Genomic DNA, 21,969 nt, shown 5'->3' on the forward strand with positions numbered 1-21,969 from the left:
TTTGAGGGAACTGGATTTTTTCAGGAACGACGCCGGTCCGCGACGGCGGAGAGGTCCGGCAAGTGGCTTTCGGTGACCGGCTGGATCCCGGTGACGGTGGCGAAACCGGCCGCCAGCAGTGCGAAGTCGCTCTCCGGCGGGGCCAGCTCCTGGCTGTCTGCGATGGCCAAGCGGAGATGGTCTTCGCCCCGCTCGGCCACCGTGGTTTGGACAATGCCGAACTCGGCCAGGGTGGCGGCCCGGAATTCGGGCAGCGCGGATCCGTCGACGTTCGGCACGTTCAGGTTCAAGACAGTGCCGACCTGCTGGTCCATCAGGTACGGAAGCAACCCGGTGGCCAACCTGGCGGCGGTGTCCCAGTTGAACTGCTCCGGGTCCAGGCCGGTGTCCAGCGAAACCGCCATGCCGCGTCCGCCGTTCACCCCTGCGGTCAGCGCGGCGCCAACGGTGCCCGAGTGCAGGATCACCCGGCCCACATTCGCTCCCCGGTTCACACCGGAGAGCACCAGGTCCGGCCGCTCGCCAAACGCCCCGTGCGTGGCGATCATCGAGATGAAACCCGGGGTGCCGTGCACGGCAAAGGCCGGCACGGACTCCAGCCCTTCCAGCGTGCGCTGCTCAACCCGGATGCGGCCCTCGTCTTCCCAGGCCGTAATGGACGCGCTGCTGCCGCTGGCCTCCGTGACCGGAGCCGCGACGGTCACGTTCAGCCCGGCCTCCAGGGCTCCGGCCGCCAAGGCATGCAGCCCCGGCGAGTCGATGCCGTCGTCGTTGGTAATCAGGACCATCTTCGGCGTGTTCATTGTTTCCACACCATTCGTGCCAGTTCGTCCGGGCTGGCTTGCTGGGCCGCGGTCAGCTCATCGGCACGATAGGCGGAGACCGTCACCAGCTTGGTCAAGTTCCGGATGGCGCCCTCCTCGCCGGTGCCGAGCCCATGGCGGGTGACGTTCAGTGCACCGGCGGCAGTGCCCAGCACCACCGCCTCATGCATGGTCCCGCCGTCCGCCAGCGTGGCAGCAACCCCGGCGGTCAGCGAATCCCCCGCACCGTGGGTGTCCACGCTTTGCATCTCGGGCACGCGGATCTCACTGATCGCGCCTTCATGCAGCATCAGCGACGGCTTATGCGCCCGAGTGACAATCACCGTGCCGGCACCTTCAGCGTGCATGGCGTGCATCGCCTCGACGATCGCCTCCGGCTCGTCCGACGAGGCACGTCCGCTGTCCGTGAGTTCGTCGTCGGCAATCTTTGCCACGGTGACGCCGCCGGCGAGCGCCGCGGTGAGCCGCTCGCCGGTCAAATCCGTAATGACCCGGCAGCCCGCCGTGCGCAGATCGGCAGCGAGTCTCCGGTAAACGTCGGCCGGGACGGCATCTTCACGGACCGCCCCGCTGAGGATGGCGGTGCCAGCTTCCATTCCCGCCTTCAGGGTCTGCCCGAAGAGTTCATCCAGATCATGGCGGGTCAGCTTTTCGCCAGGGTTCTCCGCCACCACTTCCCGGTCGCCGGCCCGCCGGTCGTGGATGTAAGCCCCACTGCTGCCCTGCCCCTCGATAGGAATCACCTCGACGCCTTCGTCCTCGATCAGGTGCCGGATTACGCTGCCGGTTTCACCGGAGAAGACGGCGCACATGGTGACGGAAGCACCAAGCCCGGTCAGCATCCGAGCCTGCCAGACCCCCTGCCCGCCGGCGTGCAGATGAATATCCGGGCGGCCGTCAACATCCTCCACCGTTACGGTCAGTCCGGGCGACGGGGCGAAAATAACTACTGAACCCATTGCGCACCTCGCTCCACGCTGCTTGTCCGGCTCATCGTCATGCCTGCCTCCTTTGCTCGGGCAGTCAGCATGGCAACGCCGCTGCCCGGTATCAACAGTGGTCTTAGTTTCGACACTAACGCGGCTGAGCCAGCCGGACAATGGGCGGTCGGCCCGGATGGTGGCCCAAAAGGCGCCCAGTCCGGCGCCGCCGGCCCGCCGGCACGTTAGGAGGGAGTTGCTCCGGCCAGCACCTGGTCGATGATGTCGTGGAGGCGTTTCTCGGCAATGATCTTGAAGTGCCCAGTGGTTTCCAGCCGGATGTTTACGCCGCCTTCCAGCCGGCAGCCGCCCGGAATGTGCGGGTCGAATGCGCTGTAGACGGACACGATTCGGTGATTGGCGTCCAAGTTCGCCAACAGCTGACGCAGCACCCGGTTCTTCGGCGAAAAGGCGCGCACCATGGGGGTCACCGCGAACGTGGCGTAGCGGGAACCGGAAAACGGGGTCCCGATCGCTACCATCCGCTGCACGCGCCCGGCGGACGCCGCCGTCGTCATCACGAACTTGCCGATCAGGCCGCCCTTGCTGTGCGCAAGAATCGTGACGTTCTCCAGCTCCTGCCGGCGCATGTAGTCGCCCACGATGCCGGCCATGCGTTCGATGCTGCCGACGTTGTAGCCCAGCGGCTCGACCACGTGCACCGGATATCCGCGGCCATGGACGTGTTCAATCAGCGGGCGCATGAACTTCCACGACTCGTAAATGCCCGGAATAACGACGACGGGGCTCGCCTCGTGCGCGGCGTCCTCGCGGTACTGCGCGGGGTCGGCCCGGGCCAGGACTCCGCGAACCTGCTGCCGGGCAATATAGGCGTAGTCCAGCAGCCAGCCCCAAGCCAGCCGTGGCACCCGGAACAACTGGTTCATGACCGGTCGGCGACGGTGGCATCCCCGCGAGGTCCGGACGGTGCCAAGCACAGCTGCGCCACCGGCCCGGGTGAGCGGAACATCATCACGTGCCCCTCGCCGTCGATGTTGTCCACCGTAGTTCCCGGCAGGGCATCGGCCAGCTCCCGGCACCAGTCCAACGGCACAACCGGGTCCCGGCTGCCGCGGACGATCCGCACCGGTACCTGCACGCCGGCGATCCGTTCCTCCGGCTGGTGGCCGAGCATAGCGGGCAGCAGGGTGAGGTACCAGCGCGGACCGCAGCGCAGGTAGTCGGTCACTTCGATCGCGTCCACAGCCAGCGGTTCGCGGAAGCCGTCCTGGAACAGCCGCAGGCCCTGCTTCCAGGCGGTGCGCTCGCGGCGGTTGGCTGTCGGCGCCAGCAGCACCAGTGCGGTGGCGGCTTCAGGGTGCAGCAGGGCCAGCTCCGTGACCACTTGGCAGCCCATCGAGTGGCCCACCAGCACCGCGGGCCCGATCCCCAGCCGGTCCATGACGCCGTGGACCAAGCGGGCCAGGTCCACCAGATCGAGGGCGCGCTTTGGCTTGGGCAGCCCGCCGTGGCCGGGCAGGTCGACCAGATGGACTGTGCCGTGCCGGGCGAGTTCGGCGGCGAGGGGTTCAAAGTAGCGGGCGGAGACGCCGATCCCGTGCACCAGCACGAACACCGCTGGGCCTGAACCGACCGTCCGGACGCGCAGCCGACAGCCGTCGATGGTCATCTGCTGTGATGCTTCTCCCGGGATCTTCACCATCGCGCGTCTCTCTTCCTTAGTCGACCAGGGCTTTGGCGTGCTCCAGCCGCTGCGAGATGACGGTGGTCACGCCGTCGCCGCGCATGGTCACGCCGTAGAGCGCGTCGGCCACTTCCATGGTGCGCTTCTGGTGCGTGATCACAATCAGCTGGCTGGATTCGCGCAGCTCTTCGAAGATGGTGATCAGCCGGCCCAGGTTGGTGTCGTCCAGCGCGGCTTCCACCTCGTCCATCACGTAGAACGGGGACGGCCGGGCCTTGAAGATCGCCACCAGCAGGGCGACCGCGGTCAGCGAGCGCTCACCGCCGGAGAGCAGCGACAGCCGCTTGATTTTCTTGCCGGCCGGTCTGGCCTCCACCTCGATGCCGGTTTTTAGCATGTCCGACGGATCGGTGAGCACCAGCCGACCCTCGCCGCCCGGGAACAAGCGGCCGAACACCCGCTCGAACTGCACGGCGGTGTCATGGTAGGCCTCGGTGAAGACCTGCTCCACCCGCTCGTCGACTTCCTTGATGATGTCCAGCAGGTCCTTGCGCGTGGCCTTGAGGTCCTCCAGCTGGGTGCTGAGGAACTGGTGGCGTTCCTCCAGCGCGGCGAACTCCTCCAGCGCCAGCGGGTTAACCTTGCCCAGTGCGGCAAGATCGCGTTCGGCCTTCTTGAGCCGCTTCTGCTGTTCCTCGCGGACGAACGGAACGCCTTCGACGACGGCGTTGCCTTCGTCGTCTACCGGGGCCCGCAGCGCGGCCCATTTGTCGTTCGACGCCGCGGTGGCGACCGGCACCGGCTGATCCGGCCCGTACTCGGCGATCAGGTGGTCCGGCGTCAGGCCCAGCTCTTCGATGGACTTGGCCTCCAGTGCCTCGATTTTCAGCCGTTGCTGGGCCCGGGCCAGTTCATCGCGGTGCACGGTGTCCGTCAGTTCGCGCAACTCCGCGGCGAGCGCATCGGTGGATGAGCGGACGGTCGACAGTTCGGCCTCCCAGGCAGCGCGCACCTCTTCGGCCTCGTCGCGTTCCCGCTCAGCCAAATCCACCGAGACGTCCAGCCAGGCCAGCGCCTGCTGGGCGCCCTGGGCCACGGCGGCGGCCTTGGCTGCCTGCAGCCGGCGCTTGCGGGCGCGCTCTGCAGCCTGTGCCCGGGCATGGCGTTCGGTCGCGGCTGCCCGTTCCAGCGAGGCCGCCCGGTTGCCGATGGCCGTCAACTGTTCCTCGCCCGAGCGCAGCGCCAGCCGGGCTTCCATTTCCACCTGGCGTGCGTGGGTTGCCGCGGCGGCGAGCGCGTCCCGCTTGTCGGTGGACGGCTCGGCATCATCCGGTTGGTCTTCGGCGGCCTGTGCCGCGCCCAGCCGTTCGGTGATCTCGGCCAGTTTCTGCTGCTCGGTCACGATGTTGGCCTCGGCGGCAGCCACCAGCTTGGCCAGCCGTTCGCTCTCGCCGGTGGCCGACCGCAGCGCGGAGCCGAGCTGTCCCAGCCGTTCGGCGACGGCTGCCAACCGGGCGTCGGATTCGTGCAGCTGTTCCAGCGCCGCGTCGGCCCGCAGCTTGGCTTCGTCCCGGCGCCCGGCCGCGCCGGCAATCGCGAACTTGGCCCGCTCGGCGCGGGCCGTCGCGGCCTCCAGCCGCTGCGCGGTCTCGTCCACGGCGGCCTGAACTTCCAGCAGGCTGGGCCCGCCGGCGGAACCGCCCCGTGCGGAGCAGGACGTGAAGATGTCGCCCTCGCGGGTGACGGCAGTCAGCGTCGGGTCGGCTGCGATGGCGCGGGCGGCGACTGGGAGGTCTTCAACGACGACGACGGAGCCCAACAGCGCGCGAACGGCACCCTCGACCCCCTGCTTGGCTTGGACCAAGCTGTTCGCCCAAACAGTCCCCTCCGGTGATCGACCAAAGGCGCTTGCGCCTGCGCGGAGATCCGCGGTCTCCACGTAGTCGCTGGCGCTCCCTTGGTCGACCACCGATCGGGCGCCGGTGGTCGATGGAGGCGCGCCAGCGCTCCCTTGGTCGACCACCGGGGATCCGGTGGTCGATGGAGGCGCGCCAGCGCCGAGTAGAGACCCCGGCCCGGCGATGAGCAGCTCCACCTGGCCGGCGTCGTCGGCCTTCATCAGTTCCAGCGCCCGGACGGCGGCGTCGGGGTCGGCAACGGCAACGGCTTCCGCCAGCGGCCCCAGGGCTGCGGCAATGGCAGCCTCGTAGCCTGGCTCCACGCTGATCAGGTCCGCCAGCGAGCCGAGCACGCCGTCGGTGCCGGAGGCCAGCAGTGTCTCGCTGCCATCCCGCCGGTTCAACCCGACTTCGAGTGCTTCCTTGCGGGCGGTCAGCGCGTCGCGTTCCCGTTCGGCCTCGCGTTCGTCGGCCCGCAGCTGCTCCAGTTCTGCTTCGATTTCAGCCAGTTCGTCGCTGGCCTCCTCATAGGCGGCGTCCAGGCCTTCTTCGCCTTCTTCCACCCCGGCCGCCTGGGATTCAAGCGCGGTGAACTCGGCCTGGGCGCGGCGGCGGCGCTCCTCGCCTTCGGTGATCGATGTGCGGAGCCGGCCCAGCTCAGCCTCCGCCGCCTCAACCCGGGAACGGGCCGCCCCCACCTGGCCGGCCAGCTTGGCCAATCCTTCGCGGCGGTCGGCAGCGGCCCGCAGAATGCTGGTCAGCCGCTTCTCTTCGTCCTGCGCCGCCCGCTCTGCCGCGGAGCGCGCCTCGATCGCGTCGTCCAACACCTCACGGCGTGCCTCAAGCTCGAACTCCAGCTCGGCTTGCTCCTCGCGGACCTCGGCCGCCTGCTGCTCCAGGATCTCCGGATCCCGTCCGCTGTCCGGTTCCTGGTCGGCGGAGCCGAGCAGCCGCCGTCGTTCATTGGCAAGGCTGGCGAGGGCGCGGAAGCGTTCGCGGGTGGACGAGAGCCGGTACCAGCTGTCCCGCGCGGCGTTGAGTGTGGGCGTGGCCTCGGCCGCCAGCCGTTCCAGTTCGGCCAGCCGGCGGCGGCCTGCACCCAGGGTCTGCTCCACTTCGGCCTGCCGGGACTTCAGCGCAGCCTCGTCGGCCACCTCCTGCTCCAGCGAGGTGCTGAGTTCCACCAGCTCATCCGCCAGCAGCCGGGCGCGGGCATCGCGGACTTCGAACTGCACCTGCTGGGCCCGGCGTGCCACTTCGGCCTGCTTGCCCAGCGGGGTCAACTGGCGGCGGATTTCGCCGGTGAGGTCGGTGAGCCGCTGCAGGTTCGCCTGCATCGACTCCAGCTTGCGCACCGTCTTTTCCTTGCGGCGGCGGTGTTTGAGGATGCCTGCAGCTTCTTCCACGAAGCCGCGGCGGTCCTCCGGGGTGGCGTGCAGGACCTTGTCCAGCTGGCCCTGGCCGACGATCACGTGCATCTCCCGGCCGAGGCCGGAGTCGGAGAGGAGTTCCTGGATGTCCAGCAGCCGGCAGTTGCTGCCGTTGATCGCGTATTCGGAGCCGCCGGTGCGGAACAGCGTGCGGGAAATGGTGACTTCGGAGTATTCGATCGGCAGGGCGCCGTCGCTATTGTCAATGGTCAAGGAGACATGCGCGCGGCCCAGCGGCGGCCGGCCTGCGGTCCCGGCGAAGATGACGTCCTCCATCTTGCCGCCGCGCAGCGTTTTGGCGCCCTGCTCGCCCATCACCCAGGCCAGGGCGTCGACGACATTGGATTTGCCTGACCCGTTCGGACCGACAACAGCGGTGACGCCGGGCTCAAAGTCGAAGGTCGTCGCCGACGCAAAAGACTTAAAGCCCCGCACAGTCAGAGATTTAAGATGCACGTGTGTCTCCCGCGGCGGACGTTTCCTTGGATCAATCTACCGTGTCCACCGCCAATTCCCCGGGACCAGGGCTTGTGCGGGCTGGTGCACTGCCATGGAGAACTACGCTGACGTCCAGCCTTGTCCGGTGAGACTGGCTGGCGTCTTCATTGCAGCGCGGCAGGTGAATAAGAATCCGCCGCGGCGTCTACTTCCTCTGCAGCTGAATCCGGGCGGCCGTCGGGAACGCGTTTCATCGTTACCGCATAATTTCACGGGTCGCTCGCAACACGTCCCGTAGCGTTAGCAGAGACAAATGACACAAACCAATGCCTTTGTCCGTATGTGCGGAACGTTGGCGCGGGGTGCATAGTTAAGACTTCGGGTGCCCATACCGGATGCTCCGTGTACAGGTGACCGTCCCCGAAAGACGAATAAAGGCTGGATATTGATCGGTAACGCGACGTTTCGACATCACAACGCGGCTTTGCTGGCCGTCTCTAGCGTGGAGGCGCCGGTAGCCGTCAGTTCCGCCGAGTTCGATGAGCGCCTCGCTCCCAGCCTGAAGCGCCTCAAGCTCTCCCGGAAACTGCTGGAACGTGTTGCCGGCGTCACCGAGCGCCGCTGGTGGTCACCAGAGACATCCTTCGACGACGCCGCCATCGAAGCCGGCGCCAAGGCTCTTGCTGAAGCCGGCATCGAGCCGGGCCAGATCGGTTTGCTGATCAATACGTCCGTGACGCGCAAGAATCTGGAACCCTCTGTGGCGGTGAAGATCCATCACGGGCTGGGCCTGCCGTCGTCGGCCATGAACTTCGATCTGGCCAACGCCTGCCTGGGCTTCGTCAACGGCATCACGCTGGCGGCCAACATGATCGACGCCGGCCAGATCAAATACGCGTTGATCGTCGCGGGCGAGGATGCCCAGCCCACCCAGGAAACCACCTTCGAGCGCCTGAACCATCCGGATTCCACGCGTGCCGACTACCTGCGCGAGTTCGCCACGCTGACGTTGGGCTCGGGCGCCGCCGCGGCCGTGATCGGCCCCGCTGACGTCCACCCCGAATCACACCGGATCCTCGGCGGCGTCTCCCGGGCCGGCACGGAGCACCACGAACTCTGCGTCGGCGGTCCGGCCGGCATGTTCACGGACACCAAGGGCCTGCTGGAGAACGGGCTGGAACTGGTGGTCAGCGCCTGGCACGAGGCCCACCGCGACGGCTGGAACTGGACCGGAATGGACCGGTACGTCACCCACCAGGTCTCCACCTCGTACACCAACGCGATCATCAAGGCCGTCGACCTGGTCCGCGAACGCGTGCCGATTACCTTCCAGAAGTGGGGCAACGTGGGGCCGGCCTCCCTGCCGATGACGCTGGCCCAGGAGTCGCAGACCCTGAGCAGCGGCGACCGGGTGCTCTGCATGGGAGTGGGCTCCGGCCTGAACACCACCATGATGGAGATTGCGTGGTAGACGCCCCCCTCTGGCCCGGAGTCGACCCGGCCTGGTCCCGCCGCGTCCGCGTCCCCTCCACCGCCGCCGTGGATCCGGCCGGCAGCGCCCACACCTGGCACCTTCTGGACAACGGCCCGCAGTTGGCCGAACGCGGCATCGAGCCGGCCGGCACCTTGCTGTGTGTGCACGGCAACCCGACCTGGTCCTACCTCTGGCGCACCCTGCTGGCCGCAGCCGGCGACGCCGCGGCATCGTGGCGCGTGGTCGCCGTGGACCAGCTGGACATGGGCTTCTCCGAGCGCACCGGGTGTTTCCGCCGGCTTGAAGACCGGATCACGGATCTGGGCGACCTGACCGCCGAACTCGGCATCACCGGTCCGGTCGTCACCGTCGGGCACGACTGGGGCGGCGTGATCTCGCTGGGCTGGGCCACCCGGCACCGCGGCCAGCTCGCCGGCGTCGTGCTGACCAACACCGCCGTCCACCCCGCCGGCTTCGGCCTTCCGGCCCCGCTGAAACTCGCACTGCACCCGGCCGTCCATCAATGGGGAACGACGACGTCGGCCGCCTTCCTGCGCGTCACCCACGCCTTGGCGCATCCTCCTTTGGAAAAGGACGTCAAAGACGCGTTCATGGCACCGTACCGGCACGCCGCCCGGCGCACGGGCGTGGGCAACTTCGTGGCGGACATCCCGGCCGACGAGAGCACGCCCAGCTGGCGCACGCTGAACGAAGTGGCCGAGGGCATCCGCGACCTGGACGTTCCGGCGCTGATTATGTGGGGCCCCAAGGATCCGGTCTTCTCCGACCGCTACCTGCGCGACCTGATGGACCGGCTGCCGCAGGCGGACGTGCACCGCTTCGAAGGTGCCGGCCACCTGCTCCCCGAAGACCGCGACATCGCCACCCCCCTCTTCACCTGGCTGGCGACCGCCCCAGTGGTCGACCAAGCGAGCGCCAGCGAGCGCGTGGAGACCTGCACGGAGTCCGTCCCCGGTGATCGACCAAAGGCCGCCAGGCCTGCGCGGAGATCCGTGGAGACCTTCCGCCCGATGCTCGCCGAACTTCACGAACGCCGCTCCGACAACTCCCCCGCCGTCGTCGACATGGCGCCCCTGGCCGCCTCCGGCGCCGGCCCGCGGACGCTGACCTGGGCCGAGCTCGCCGGACAGGTGGACCTGCTGGCTGACGGACTTGCCGCAATCGGCGTAAAGGCCGGCGACCGGATCAACCTGCTGGTCCCGCCGGGCATCGAACTCACCAGCCTGATCTACGCCTGCCTGAAGCTCGGCGCCGTCATTGTCGTGGCCGACGCCGGACTCGGTCCGGCCGGGCTCAGCCGCGCCATCAAGGGTGCCGGCCCCAAGTTCATTGTCGGCATCGAACGCGCCTTCGTTGCCGCCCGGGTGTTCAACTGGCCAGGCCAACGCATCAGCGTCACCGACATGGGCGAGGCCAAGCGCAAGCTCTACGGAATCGCCCACACCGTGCCCGAGCTGTTGGAAGCCGCCGGGGCCGAGTCAGCCGTCGACCGGTCTCTACTCGGCGCCGGCGCGCCTCCATCGACCACCGACGAGAGCGCCCCAGTGGTCGACCAAGCGAGCGCCAGCGAGCGCGTGGAGACCCACACCGCGACAGCCGCCCCGGATCCCGACGACGACGCCGCCATTCTCTTCACGTCCGGCTCCACCGGTCCGGCCAAGGGCGTGGTCTACACGCACCGCCGGCTGGCCGCCATGCGGGACACGCTGAAGGACACCTACGGACTGGAGGCCGGTACGTCGCTGGTAGCCGGCTTCGCGCCGTTCGCCCTGCTGGGCCCTGCCCTTGGCGCCACATCGGTCACTCCGGACATGGACGTCACCGCACCGAAGACGCTCACCGCGGCCGCCTTGGCCGACGCCGCTGCCGCGGTGCACGCCACTGCTGTGTTCGCCTCGCCGGCCGCGCTGGCCAACGTCCTGGCCACGGCCGACGGCCTGACCGACGAACACCGCGTTGCGCTCTCCAGCGTCGAGCTGCTGCTCTCTGCCGGTGCCCCGATTCCGGAGCCGCTGCTGGCCAAGGTTCAGTCGCTGGTGCCGTCCGCAACGCTGCACACTCCCTACGGGATGACCGAGGCCCTGCCGGTCACGGACATCAGCCTGGACGGCATCCGCGCAGCCGGTTCCGGCAACGGCGTCTGTGTCGGTACCCCGGTATCCGGGGCCAAGGTGGCGATCGCCGCAGTGGCGGCTGACGGCAGCGTTGCCGACCAACCGTCCACCGACCCCGGTGTGACCGGCGAGATCCTGGTCAGCGCCCCGCACGTGAAGGACCGCTACGACCGTCTCTGGATCACCCAGCAGCACAGCTCGTCCGTGCCCGGCTGGCACCGCACCGGTGACGTAGGACATCTCGACGCCGAGGGTCGGCTTTGGGTGGAGGGCCGGCTCGCACACATCATCACCACTGCTTTCGGCGTCGCCACTCCCGTGGCGACCGAGCAAGCGGCGGAAACGCACGACGGCGTCCGGCTGGCTGCCGTCGTCGGCGTCGGTCCGGTGGGCGCCCAAGTGCCGGTTGCGGTTCTGGAAACGCTGCCGCCGGCTGCTAAGCCGGGAACCGCACCGCATGCGCTTGGCGAGGAGGTGCGCACCGCCGTCGCACGTTCAACTGGTTTGGATCTGGCTGCGGTGCTGGTGGTGCCCGAACTCCCCACCGACATCCGGCATAACTCCAAGATTGACCGGGCCAGGCTCGCCGAATGGGCGGCCACGTCGCTGGCCGGCGGAAGGATCCGCAAGCCATGAACAAGAACAAGCCCGTGGGCGACCGGTCTCTACTCGGCGCTGGCGCGCCTCCATCGACCACCGACAAGACCCCGGTGGTCGACCAAGCGAGCGCCAGCGAGCGCGTGGAGACCCCCGCCACCGTAGGCGAGCGGTCTCTACTCGGCGCTGGCGCGCCTTCATCGACCACCGACAAGCGCACCGTCCTGGTCACCGGGGCCAGCGGCATGCTCGGCGGCGCCGTCGCACGGCTGCTGCTGGAGCAGGGCCACCAGGTCCGGACCTTCCAGCGACGTCCGGCCGAGGTCGGCGCCGACGCCCAGACGGTGCTCGGATCGTTGACCGATCCTGACGCCGTCGCCAAAGCCGTACAGGGCGCAGACGCCGTCATCCACTTGGCCGCCAAGGTCTCCTTCACCGGTGAGTGGAGCGAGTTCGTGGCCACCAACATCGAGGGCACCCGCACGCTGCTGGCCGCGGCCAAGTCCGCCGGGGTACGTGATGTGGTGTTCGTGTCCTCCCCGTCCGTGGCGCATTTCGGTGAAGCCATCGCCGGAGCGGGCGCCGGTACCGCTGATCCGGAGCGGGCCCGCGGCCACTACGCCCGGTCCAAGGCCGCCGCCGAACTTCTTGCCCTCGCCGAGGACTCCCCCGGCTTCCGGGTTGCCGCCATCCGGCCGCACATTGTTTGGGGCCCCGGAGATACCCAGCTGGTCGAGCGCGTCGTGGCGCGGGCGCAAGCGGGCCGCCTGCCTCTGCTGGACAACGGCGCAGCCTTGATCGACACCACCTACATCGACAACGCCGCGGCAGCCATCGTCCGGGCGCTCGAACGCATGGACCAGGCGCACGGCCAGGCGTTGGTGGTGACCAACGGCCAGCCCCGCCCGGTCGGCGAGCTGATCGCCGGCATTTGTGGCGCCGCGGGCGTGAAGGCCCCGGGCTGGTCGGTCCCGGGCTGGCTGGCCCGGAGCGCCGGTGCCGCGATCGAACGCGTCTGGACGGCGGCCGGAAAGCGCGGACTGGTCAAGGACGAGCCGCCGATGACCCGTTTCCTGGCCGAGCAGCTGTCCACCGCCCACTGGTTCGACCAGCGCCGCACCCACGAAGTGCTGGACTGGGAACCTCAAGTCAGCATCGACGAAGGGCTGCGCCGGCTGGCAGCCCACTACACCGGAACGAGGAGCTAGGAGCAACTGTGGAGAGCGTGAAGCTGATCGATTCGTGGCCGGTGGACAACGCCGCCACCGCCGTCGTCGGCGCTGATGGCACTGTCCTGGCCGCCCACGGCGACCAGCAGCGCCGCTTCCCGCTGGCCTCGGTCACCAAACTCCTCAGTGCCTATGCCGTGCTGCTGGCGGTCGAAGAAGGCGCGCTGGAACTCGACCAGCCTGCTGGGCCGGAGGGCGCCACAGTACGTCACTTGCTGGCCCACTGCGCCGGTTACGATTTCGGCGACCGCACCATCCGCTTTGCTCCGGGAGACCGGCGGCTCTACTCCAACGCTGGTTTCGAGGTTCTGGGCGAAGCGTTGGAGTCCGCCGCGGGCATGAGCTTCGCCGAGTACCTGCGGGAAGGCGTGCTGGTCCCGCTCGGCATGTTGGACACCGATCTGGACGGCTCCCCCGCCGCCGACGCGACCTCCACGGCAGCCGACCTGTCCCGTTTCGCCGCCGAACTGCAGAAGCCGTCGCTGTTGGCTCCGTCCACCCTCAAGGAAGCGACGCAGGTGGTCTATCCCGGTCTGGCCGGCGTGCTGCCCGGGTTCGGGCGACAGCAGGACAACGATTGGGGCCTCGGCTTCGAAATCCGCGACCACAAGGACCCGCACTGGACCGGTGCGAGCAGCTCGCCGAACACCTTCGGGCACTTCGGCCAGTCCGGCACGTTCCTGTGGGTGGATCCCGACGCCGGCGTCGGCTGCCTCGCACTCACCGACCGCCCCTTCGGCCCGTGGGCAGCGGAGGTCTGGCCGAAGTACACGGACGCGGTTTTGGCGGAGTTGAAGAAATAGGCCTACAAACTTCAAGCCCTCTTGCTACTTCCTGACCAGGGGTTGACTACAACCGAACACATCAACGCCTTTGGCATTGCTCGGGATTTCGTATTCTCCGAATGGATTGTACGAATCACCGAGTGTGTTCCCTCCCCTGAATTCCTTGAGCGTCCAAACGGTACATCCTGGTTCGGGTTTCGCCAGGCGATACGTTCCAGGTACCACGTCGATTCCAACTCGATACGTACCGTTGCCTATGGTCGTCAACTTTTTCCCTGACTTGGGAGCAGGAACCCAGGCTCCACATCCCTGGGTTTCAAAATATTGATCTTTAGACATGATTTGGACGTATGTGTGTGCGCTACCACGGTGAACTTCCTGATCAATTAGTTGAAAGCCGGGAATATCTACAACGGGATAGTCCAAGGTCCACGTGCATTTGTTTCCGGAACCGGTGGCCTTATACAGACCCTTCGGAAACCCCCATAGGTTGTAACTCCCGTTTCCGGGAAATGCCGGCACAAGAACGGGCCTACTTGAGGCGGCCTTGGTGCTGTGGTTACTTCGCTTCGCGGCCACTTTAACCGACAATTGCTTTCCAATGTCTGCCTTGGCAATTCGGTATGCCTTGGATTTGGCTCCCTTAATGGGTTTCCCCTGGCGATACCACTGGTACCCGTAAGAGGTCGGCTTCGATGAGAAGGCGAAGCTGGACGCTGTCACTTTGCTTCCTACCCGCAGCTTGCCAGAGACCGTCGGCACGGATTTGAGCGTGATCGTCGCAGGCGCGATCTTGACTGGCTCCGAAAAGCTTGTCCGCGTCGTATAGCCAGACTTCTTGACCACTGCTCGGACTGCGACCTTGGCTCCGATGAGGCCGCTTGTCAGTTTGAGACTGCTTCCCGAAGCGCCTGGTATTTTCTTTCCGTTCCTGTACCAACTGAATGAAACCTTCGAGCCCACAGCCCACTTTCCGACGGCTTTAAGGGACTTTCCATAATTTGCTGTCCCGAAAATCGACAGCGGCTGGGAAACAGCAATTACACCCTTTCTAACGCGTCCGTCCTTAGTCCACTTGCTAACTGGCGCGAATCCCGCGCTCATAAAGGTTGTCTTGACTTTGACCAGGTGCCCTAGATCCACGGGCCGCAACTTATACTTCTCGCTGTTGGCCTCGGATATGGGCTTGCCGTCGCGATACCACTGATATTTGATCGTTGATGGTACTGGGACCACTTCGCCTGTCATTACATTTATGACCTGACCGACCCTCAACGAACCCACGATCGTCGGACTGGGCAGTTTCGTGAACTTTTTCACGCCAGCGGCATCTTCACCACTCAATTCTGCGCTGATATACCGCGGTATGGTTGGTGACGCTGCCGCGCTTGGACTTACGCTGACCCCGATGAGCAATGCGATGACACCAATGACAGCTGTTGAAACGCTCGCGCCGCGGAACCATTTCCTAGATTTAGCCGTTTCTCTATTCTGTTCTGGCTGCATGCATTTCCCCAACTCATCGATCCTAGTGCGTGGTGACGGCCACGCCCGCCACTGTTATTAATCGACTCAGTGCCGATCACGGTAAGGAGCAGTCCAACAAAAGTAGTAGGGGGTCGTCCCGTCGCTCCGAAACCCCTACAGCTACCGGCGCACGGATTCTAGAATTGCTTGATACCAAGACGGAGGCTGGGATCGGCAAGTGAGACTTTGAGAATGCCAGCGGCTGGTAGCGGCGGAGGATGAGTTCGGAAAGTCGACAACCATCGACGCTCGAAGTTCCGTAAGTCGCTTACCAGCGGCCGTTGCGCGGGCGTGGTTGGCAGACGGGGCAGGTGTAGGACGAGCGGTTCATGAAGGTGTCTCGGCGGATCTTCGTGGACAGGCCTAGCTCGATGCAGCGGTAGCAGGGCTCGTTTTCCCTGCCGTAGGCGTTCAGGTGCCGCTCGAAGTAGCCGGACGCGCCGTTGACGTTCACGTAGAGCGAGTCAAAGCTGGTGCCGCCGGCCGCCAAGGCCTGGGTCATGACATCGCGGCAGGCATCGAGGAGGCGTTCCGCGTCCTTGCGCCGCAGCGTTTCCGTGGGGCGGGCATAGTGAAGCTTCGCGGCCCAGAGTGCCTCGTCCGCGTAGATGTTGCCGATGCCGGAGACCAAGGCTTGGTCCAGGATGGCGCGCTTAATGCCGGTCTTGCGGGCACGGAGGCGCTGGTAGAACGCGTCAAAGGAGAAGGCCGGGTCCAGCGGGTCGCGGGCGATGTGGGCGGCTTCGACGGGGATCAGCGGCAGGCCGGTCTGCGAGATGCCGCCGGCGTGGCCGTCACGAGTGGGGGCCAAGTCTGCCAGGAACATGCCACCAAAGATCCGCTGATCGACGAATCGCAGCTCGGCCGGCATGAGCGAGCCGTCCGCGTCACGGGCCGGGCTAAGCGTCAGCCGCACTTTGAGGTGCTTCTCGTCCGGCTGGGCGCTGTCCTCGACCAGCAGCTGTCCACTCATGCCCAGATGCGCCATCAGGGCGAGCTTGGGCTCATCTCCGGCGTCGCCGTCGGATACGTTTCCCAGACCCGCTGTGGCCGATTCCTGCAGCGGCATCCAGAGGAACTTGCCTCGCCGGACGACGTCGGCGACGTGCGCACCGACCAAGTTTCCGCGGAGGTCTTCGGCGCCGAGTGCATGCCGGCGGATGGAGCGCTCATCAAGGACCTCGACCCCGGTGATGGTCCGGCCGCGGACCCACTGGGCCAGCCCGCGGCGGACCACCTCCACCTCAGGCAGTTCAGGCATCTGATCCGCTGATCTCCGTCACGGGTTCTGAAAAGGAACCGCGCAGGTCGCGCCACGTCGAGGCCGCGGCTTCCTGTTCTGCTTCCTTCTTGGAGTGTCCAGTCCCCTGGCCATGTTCGGCGGTACCGATCAGGAGCGTGGCCACAAACGTCCTCGCGTGGTCCGGGCCTGAGCCCTCCACGCGGTAGGTCACGTTGCCCATTTTCCGGGCTGCAGCCAGTTCTTGAATGCTGGTCTTCCAGTCCGTCCCGGCTCCAAGGGCTTCGGCGTCCGCCAGCAGCGGCCCGATCAGGCGCATCACCAGCTGGCGGGCGGTCTCGATGCCGTGGCACAAGTAGGTGGCGCCGAACAGCGCCTCCATGGTGTCGGCAAGGATGGAGGACTTGTCCGCGCCGTTGGTCAGCTTTTCGCCCTGTCCGAGCAAAACGTGCTGACCCACGTCCAGCGAGCGGGCAATTCCGGCCAGCGCGCGGGTGGACACCACTGCGGACCGACGCTTGGCCAGCTCGCCCTCGGGCAGGTCAGGGTTGTCCCGGTACAGCGCGTCGGTTACGGAGAAACCCAGAATCGAGTCGCCCAGGAACTCCAAGCGCTCGTTTGTGGGCAGGCCGCCGTGCTCGTAGGCGTAAGAACGATGGGTTAAAGCCAGACGGAGCGTCTCGGCGTCGATATCGACACCGAGACGCTCCAAAAGCTCTTCAGATGAAGGCATGCCGGACGTTGTTACGCGTCGGCTACCTTGCGGCCCTTGTACTCAAGGAACAGCGCGGTGCCTGCCGAGTCAGTGACAACCTTGGCCTGGTGCGGCAGGCTGTAGGTGACACGGCCGTTCTCGACGGTCTTGACCAGGTTGGGCGCAGTGGCCTTCCACTGGGACCGGCGGGCGCGCGTATTCGAGCGGGACATCTTCCGCTTGGGAACAGCCACGGCTAACTCTCTTCTCTCTCGTCTGACTCTTTACTTTTCGGCGCCTCGTCGGCGGCCGTGCCGGCCAACCCAGCTAGGGCTGCCCAGCGAGGATCCACAACCTCATGATGGTGACCCGGATCCTCTTCAAGGCGCATCCCGCATTCTGGGCACAAGCCTTGGCAGTCTTCCCGGCACACCGGCTGGAACGGCAGGGCGGTCACCACTGCGTCCCGCAGCGCCGGTTCGAGATCGATCAAATCGCGCTCTACCCGCCGCTGTTCGTCCTGTTCTTCTTCCTCGAGGAGTTCAGCATCCTCGTAGTAGAAGAGTTCTTGCACATTAACGTCAAGGTCGTACGCGATGGGATCCAGGCACCGCCCGCACTCCCCCGTGACAGCCACGGAAACAGTGCCGGACACCAGGATTCCCTCGTGCACGGCCTCAAGCTTCAGGTCCAGCTCCATGTCGGAGCCTTCCTGAACGCCAATGAGTGCTGCCCCGAAATCCTTCGGCGCAGCTATATGTTCTTCAAGAGTCCGCATGCTGCCCGGGCTGCGCCCGAGGTCCTTGACCGCAAGGGTCAAGCGCGAACTTTGATCATGGTTCAAGACCAATGTACTGAAAACTCCTAAAGAACATACGACCGACGTATCATCTTAGCTTGGATCTGGCGCTGGCCCAAACCGGGCCGTCCCGCGCCGGGATCAGCCTTGAACGGCCGCCGTTAAGGGCGACTCTGCCTGGATCTGGTCTGCAAGGTCAACGATCCAGGAACGCAGTTCTGGTCCCAGGTCTTCGCGCTCGGTAGCCAGCGAGATGACTGCCTTGAAATAGCTGAGCTTGTCGCCGGTGTCGTAGCGACGGCCCCGGAAGACCACGGCATAGACGCCGCCGCCGTCTTCCTCGGACTTGGCCAGGGTCTGCAGCGCGTCGGTCAGCTGGATTTCACCGCCGCGCCCCGGCGCGGTCTGCTCCAGGACATCAAAGACGGCTGGATGCAGGACGTAGCGGCCGATCACAGCCAGGTTCGACGGTGCATCGGCGGTGGCCGGCTTCTCCACCAAACCGTGGACCTTCACGTGCTCGGCACCGTCAACCGCGCTGACGTCCGCGCAGCCATAGGCGCTGATCTGTTCCGGGTCGACTTCCATCAGGGCGATGACGGAACCGCCGGTCGCCTGCTGCACCGCGATCATCTCGGAGAGCAGCTCGTCGCGCTCGTCAATGAGGTCATCGCCCAGCAGGACAGCAAAGGGCTCGTTGCCTACGTGCTGCTTGGCGCGAAGAACCGCGTGCCCCAGCCCCATGGGATCGCCCTGGCGAACGTAATGGATGTCCGCCAGTTCGGAGGATTCACGGACGGCGGCCAGCTTCGCCTCGTCGCCCTTGGCCTCCAGCGTCTCCTCGACAAACGGCACGCGGTCGAAGTGGTCCTCCAGCGACCGCTTATTGCGCCCGGTGATCATCAGGACGTCGGTCAGGCCGGCACGCGCCGCTTCCTCGACGACGTACTGGATGGCCGGTTTGTCGACGACCGGAAGCATTTCCTTGGGCATGGCTTTGGTCGCGGGCAGGAACCTGGTTCCCAAGCCCGCGGCTGGGACAACGGCTTTGCGTACTTGTGGAGCATGAGACATGGGTACGAGATTAGCCCACGCAACCACTCAGCCGTAATCGGCGGGTCATCCCCCGGACGCGGATATCGGGGCTGCTCCCCCGGTCTGGAAGCGGGTGAGAACCGCCTTGGGGACAAACTCTGAAATGTCTCCGCCCAGCGAAGCAACTTCTTTAATCAGCGTTGAAGACACATGCGTATAGCTGTTGTCTGCGGCGAGAAACACGGTCTCGATGCCGGCTAGGTGCCGGTTCATCTGTGCCATCGGCAGTTCGTAGTGGTAGTCCTGCGACGAGCGCAAACCTTTGACGATGACACCGGCGCCGTGGCTGCGGCAGTATTCGGCGAGCAGGCCGTCGCCCATGGGTTCAACGCTCACACCGCGAAGGTAGGACAGCGTTTCGCGGGCCATGGTGAGCCTCTCCTCGAGCTTGAAACGGTACTTCTTCGCGTAGTTGGTCGAGACGGCGACGATAACCTCGTCGTACATGCTCGCGGCACGGGCAATGATCTCCACGTGGCCTTTGTGGAGCGGGTCGTAGGATCCTGGGCAGACAGCACGGCGCATAGAGTCGAATCTAGCCGATCCGGCAGGCCGCGCACCACGCTTCAGTGGTAATACTGGGACTCATGAGCACAGCAATGAGGCAACTCGTCCATGGCCGCCGAGACGATGTTGCAGCACCATGGCAGCGGACCGCGGCAGGGTCGAACCTGCTTGCCGACGACGGCGGGCTCGGCGTCACCATCTTCGAAGAGATGACCACCCTGGCCGCCCGGACCGGTGCCATCAATCTGGGACAAGGCTTCCCCGACGAAGACGGTCCCGCCGAAATCGCTGCTGCCGCGATGGAAGCCATCCGCAACGGCGCCAACCAGTACGCGCCGGGAAAAGGGACGCTCACGCTGCGCACCGCCGTCGCGCATCATCAGGAACGGTTCTACGGACTGACCCCCGACCCGGAAACTGAAATCATTATCACCACCGGAGCTACGGAGGCTCTGGCAGCCACCCTGCTGGCACTGACCGGACCGGGCGACGAAGTTTTGACCTTCGAACCCTTTTATGACTCCTACGGCGCGGTCATTGGATTGAGCGGAGCCCGGCACACAACGGCGCCGCTGTTGGCTCCCGACTTTCAGCCGGACCTCGACGCACTGGAAGCAGCCTTCTCGGCACGTACCCGCATGGTGGTGGTCAACAACCCGCATAATCCCATGGGCAGCGTCTTCTCCCGTGAAACGCTGGCCCGGATCGTCGAACTGGCGGAGCGCTACGATGCCCTGATCGTGACCGACGAGGTTTACGAACACCTCACCTTCGATGTCCCGCACATCCCGATCGCGACGCTGCCGGGCGCGGCCGAGCGGACACTCACCATTTCGTCGGCCGGCAAGACGTTCTCCTTCACCGGTTGGAAGGTCGGCTGGCTCTCCGGCCCGGCGGACCTGGTGGCAGCGGTGCGGACGGTTAAACAGTTCCTCACCTACAGCTCGGGCGCGCCGTTCCAGGATGCCGTGGCACTGGGACTCGGGCTGCCGGACTCCTTCTACAGCGGCGTCGCCTCGGAGCTGAAGGCCAAGCGGGACCTGCTCAGCGCCGGCCTGCGGCAAGCGGGCTTCGACGTCTTCACCCCGCAGGGTACCTACTTCGTCAATGTGGACACGGCCCCGCTGGGCTTTGCCGACTCGCTGGAGCTGGCCCGGCGGATGCCGGAGCAGATCGGTGTGGCGGCCATCCCGGTGCCGGTGTTCTGCCACCCGGACGGCGCTCGGCGGACCCGTTCGCTGCTGCGCTTCGCTTTCTGCAAAAAGACCGAGGTCCTGCAGGACGCCGCACAGCGCCTGGCCTCCCTGCAGAAAGGCGCCTGAGCCGTGGCAGAACGCTATCTCGGCGGCAGCGGCGTCCACGCCAGCATCGAGAAGGACGACCGCGTTCCCGGGTCCTACGTCCTCAGCATCGGCGGCGCGGAGCAATCACACGTCAATCTGCGGCATCCCGACGACGTGTTCTATGAATACCTGCGCAGGATTGCCAACGTCGTCGACCTCGCCGGCCCACCGGGTGTCCCGCTGCGGTTCCTCCATCTGGGAGCCGGCGCCCTCACCCTGGCCCGGTACGTGCAGGCCACCCGCCCCGGTTCGGAGCAGGTGACCGTGGAATTGGAGCGGGAACTGCTGGACTTCGTCCTCGAGCACCTGCCGATGCCCGACGGAACCGATCTCACCATCCACTTTGGCGATGCGCGGCATGAACTGGCTTTCGGCGATATTGAGGGAGCGTTCGACGTCATCGTGCTGGATGTCTTTGCCGGCGACGACGCCCCGGAACACCTCGCGGCCTCCGGCTTTTACGAGGAGTTGCTGGACGTGCTGGAACCGGACGGTGTGCTGCTGGTCAACGTGGGCGATGATCCCCCGCTGGCGTTCGCTAAACGGCAGACTCGGGAACTGGCATCGGCCGCCGGGTCCGTGGCTGCCCTCGCCGAGACCGGCATGTTCACCAGCACCAGGGCCGGCAACATCGTGCTCGCCGCGCGCCGCGGTGGCTGGCCGGCCGAGTGGTCCGACGCGCTGCTGGCCGCAGGTCCGCACCCCGCGGCCGTTCTCACCGGTGCCGAGCTGGAGTCATTCGCCTGGGGCTGACTGCTCCATGACGGGCTCGGCGAACCACAGTTGGGTCTCGCCGTACTTCTTGACCGCAAACCGCTCAAGCCCTTCCGGCCACGCAGGTTCGGGAGAACGCGACGAGCGCTCGACGACGACGACCGCGCCGTCGGCCAGATAAGCGGACACAGCCCCAAGGACCCCGCTCAGCGCGTCCTCGCCCATTGGGTAGGGCGGATCCATCAGCACCAGGTCCCAATGTTGTCCGGCCGGCAGGTCGTCGAGAAAACGTTCTGCTTTCATGCGGTGCACTGTGGCCGTCTTCCGGCCCAGCTTCTGGTTGACCAGGTCGGCGTTGCGCCGGCACACCGCCGCGGCCTTGTCTGCCGCTTCGACCAAATCGACTGTCGCGGCGCCACGGCTGGCGGTTTCCACTCCGAGTGCGCCGGAGCCGGCGAAGAGGTCCAGCACGCGCGCACCGGCCAGGACGTCGTAGGACTCCAGCCGGGAGAACAGCGCTTCCTTGACCCGGTCCGTCGTCGGCCTCGTGTTGTCGCCCGGGACGCTGGCCAGGGTCAATCCGCCGGCCACGCCGGCCACGATCCGGCTCACCGG

The 21,969-nt window shown here is 66.2% G+C and carries 19 protein-coding genes; 6 read left to right on the forward strand and 13 right to left on the reverse strand.

Features of this window, described 5'->3' with window-relative positions; all coding sequences use genetic code 11:
• Window positions 1–20 precede the first annotated feature (20 nt).
• The 5 genes from surE to AC5RWX_RS14470 all read right to left on the reverse strand — a co-directional run bounded on the left by surE (window position 21) and on the right by AC5RWX_RS14470 (window position 7,233).
• The gene (gene surE / locus AC5RWX_RS14450) at window positions 21–803 is read right to left on the reverse strand and encodes a 5'/3'-nucleotidase SurE (RefSeq protein WP_493943357.1); all 783 of its coding nucleotides are present in this window, start codon (window positions 801–803) and stop codon (window positions 21–23) included.
• A complete protein-coding gene (locus AC5RWX_RS14455; protein ID WP_493941240.1) occupies window positions 800–1,783 on the reverse strand; it encodes a 1-phosphofructokinase family hexose kinase in 984 nt (327 codons plus the stop codon). Before AC5RWX_RS14455 ends, surE begins: the two co-directional genes overlap by 4 nt.
• A gap of 206 nt (window positions 1,784–1,989) precedes the next feature.
• Window positions 1,990–2,691: an esterase/lipase family protein gene (locus AC5RWX_RS14460; RefSeq protein WP_494097562.1), complete on the reverse strand. Its 702-nt coding sequence runs from the start codon at window positions 2,689–2,691 to the stop codon at window positions 1,990–1,992.
• On the reverse strand, window positions 2,688–3,467 hold the full coding sequence (locus AC5RWX_RS14465; RefSeq protein ID WP_494097563.1) for an alpha/beta fold hydrolase: 780 nt from the start codon (window positions 3,465–3,467) through the stop codon (window positions 2,688–2,690). Before AC5RWX_RS14465 ends, AC5RWX_RS14460 begins: the two co-directional genes overlap by 4 nt.
• A 16-nt stretch (window positions 3,468–3,483) precedes the next feature.
• The gene (locus AC5RWX_RS14470) at window positions 3,484–7,233 is read right to left on the reverse strand and encodes an AAA family ATPase (protein ID WP_494097564.1); all 3,750 of its coding nucleotides are present in this window, start codon (window positions 7,231–7,233) and stop codon (window positions 3,484–3,486) included.
• 427 nt (window positions 7,234–7,660) lie between these two features.
• Between AC5RWX_RS14470 and AC5RWX_RS14475 the strand changes: the two genes are divergently transcribed.
• From AC5RWX_RS14475 to AC5RWX_RS14490, 4 genes are read left to right on the forward strand one after another with little or no spacing between them, the layout of a single operon-like run.
• Window positions 7,661–8,686: a 3-oxoacyl-ACP synthase III gene (locus AC5RWX_RS14475; RefSeq protein WP_493943362.1), complete on the forward strand. Its 1,026-nt coding sequence runs from the start codon at window positions 7,661–7,663 to the stop codon at window positions 8,684–8,686.
• Window positions 8,680–11,460: an alpha/beta fold hydrolase gene (locus tag AC5RWX_RS14480; protein WP_494097565.1), complete on the forward strand. Its 2,781-nt coding sequence runs from the start codon at window positions 8,680–8,682 to the stop codon at window positions 11,458–11,460. Before AC5RWX_RS14475 ends, AC5RWX_RS14480 begins: the two co-directional genes overlap by 7 nt.
• Window positions 11,457–12,629 (forward strand): NAD-dependent epimerase/dehydratase family protein, encoded by a 1,173-nt coding sequence (locus tag AC5RWX_RS14485; protein ID WP_493956319.1) that lies wholly within the window; start codon window positions 11,457–11,459, stop codon window positions 12,627–12,629. The genes AC5RWX_RS14480 and AC5RWX_RS14485 overlap by 4 nt, the downstream gene beginning before the upstream one ends.
• A gap of 8 nt (window positions 12,630–12,637) precedes the next feature.
• On the forward strand, window positions 12,638–13,453 hold the full coding sequence (locus tag AC5RWX_RS14490; protein WP_493943365.1) for a serine hydrolase domain-containing protein: 816 nt from the start codon (window positions 12,638–12,640) through the stop codon (window positions 13,451–13,453).
• A gap of 24 nt (window positions 13,454–13,477) precedes the next feature.
• On the opposite strand, the gene AC5RWX_RS14495 is transcribed toward AC5RWX_RS14490, so the two are convergent.
• The 7 genes from AC5RWX_RS14495 to coaD form a co-directional block, all read right to left on the reverse strand.
• Entirely contained in the window at window positions 13,478–14,941 is a 1,464-nt protein-coding gene (locus AC5RWX_RS14495; protein ID WP_493942516.1) for an Rv1352/Rv1906c domain-containing protein, read from the reverse strand.
• A gap of 289 nt (window positions 14,942–15,230) precedes the next feature.
• Window positions 15,231–16,223, reverse strand: a complete 993-nt coding sequence (gene mutM, locus AC5RWX_RS14500) for a bifunctional DNA-formamidopyrimidine glycosylase/DNA-(apurinic or apyrimidinic site) lyase (RefSeq protein ID WP_493956320.1) — start codon at window positions 16,221–16,223, stop codon at window positions 15,231–15,233.
• On the reverse strand, window positions 16,216–16,935 hold the full coding sequence (rnc, locus tag AC5RWX_RS14505; RefSeq protein WP_493941584.1) for a ribonuclease III: 720 nt from the start codon (window positions 16,933–16,935) through the stop codon (window positions 16,216–16,218). Before rnc ends, mutM begins: the two co-directional genes overlap by 8 nt.
• Window positions 16,936–16,946: 11 nt before the next feature.
• Complete coding sequence (gene rpmF, locus AC5RWX_RS14510) at window positions 16,947–17,150, reverse strand: 50S ribosomal protein L32 (RefSeq protein WP_127511582.1); 204 nt, start codon at window positions 17,148–17,150, stop codon at window positions 16,947–16,949.
• A 2-nt stretch (window positions 17,151–17,152) separates the two neighbouring features.
• Window positions 17,153–17,716 carry a YceD family protein gene (locus AC5RWX_RS14515; RefSeq protein ID WP_493941585.1) on the reverse strand — a complete coding sequence of 188 codons (564 nt, stop codon included), beginning with the start codon at window positions 17,714–17,716 and terminating at the stop codon, window positions 17,153–17,155.
• 120 nt (window positions 17,717–17,836) lie between these two features.
• Window positions 17,837–18,769, reverse strand: coding sequence for a UTP--glucose-1-phosphate uridylyltransferase GalU (gene galU / locus AC5RWX_RS14520; RefSeq protein ID WP_493941586.1), 933 nt, complete (start codon window positions 18,767–18,769; stop codon window positions 17,837–17,839).
• Between the two features lie 45 nt (window positions 18,770–18,814).
• The gene (coaD, locus tag AC5RWX_RS14525) at window positions 18,815–19,315 is read right to left on the reverse strand and encodes a pantetheine-phosphate adenylyltransferase (protein ID WP_493956321.1); all 501 of its coding nucleotides are present in this window, start codon (window positions 19,313–19,315) and stop codon (window positions 18,815–18,817) included.
• 62 nt (window positions 19,316–19,377) lie between these two features.
• Here coaD and AC5RWX_RS14530 point away from each other — a divergent pair, with 62 nt between their 5' ends.
• Together AC5RWX_RS14530 and AC5RWX_RS14535 are read left to right on the forward strand one after the other, a co-directional pair.
• Window positions 19,378–20,619 (forward strand): aminotransferase class I/II-fold pyridoxal phosphate-dependent enzyme, encoded by a 1,242-nt coding sequence (locus tag AC5RWX_RS14530; RefSeq protein WP_493941588.1) that lies wholly within the window; start codon window positions 19,378–19,380, stop codon window positions 20,617–20,619.
• A gap of 3 nt (window positions 20,620–20,622) precedes the next feature.
• Window positions 20,623–21,393, forward strand: coding sequence for a spermidine synthase (locus AC5RWX_RS14535; protein WP_493941589.1), 771 nt, complete (start codon window positions 20,623–20,625; stop codon window positions 21,391–21,393).
• Here the strand turns inward: AC5RWX_RS14535 and rsmD are convergent.
• A complete protein-coding gene (gene rsmD / locus AC5RWX_RS14540) occupies window positions 21,376–21,966 on the reverse strand; it encodes a 16S rRNA (guanine(966)-N(2))-methyltransferase RsmD (RefSeq protein WP_493956322.1) in 591 nt (196 codons plus the stop codon). The two genes, AC5RWX_RS14535 and rsmD, sit on opposite strands and share 18 nt — an antisense overlap.
• Between the last annotated feature and the right edge of the window lie 3 nt (window positions 21,967–21,969).

The sequence above is a fragment of the Arthrobacter sp. SPT-J7 genome (assembly GCF_059089965.1).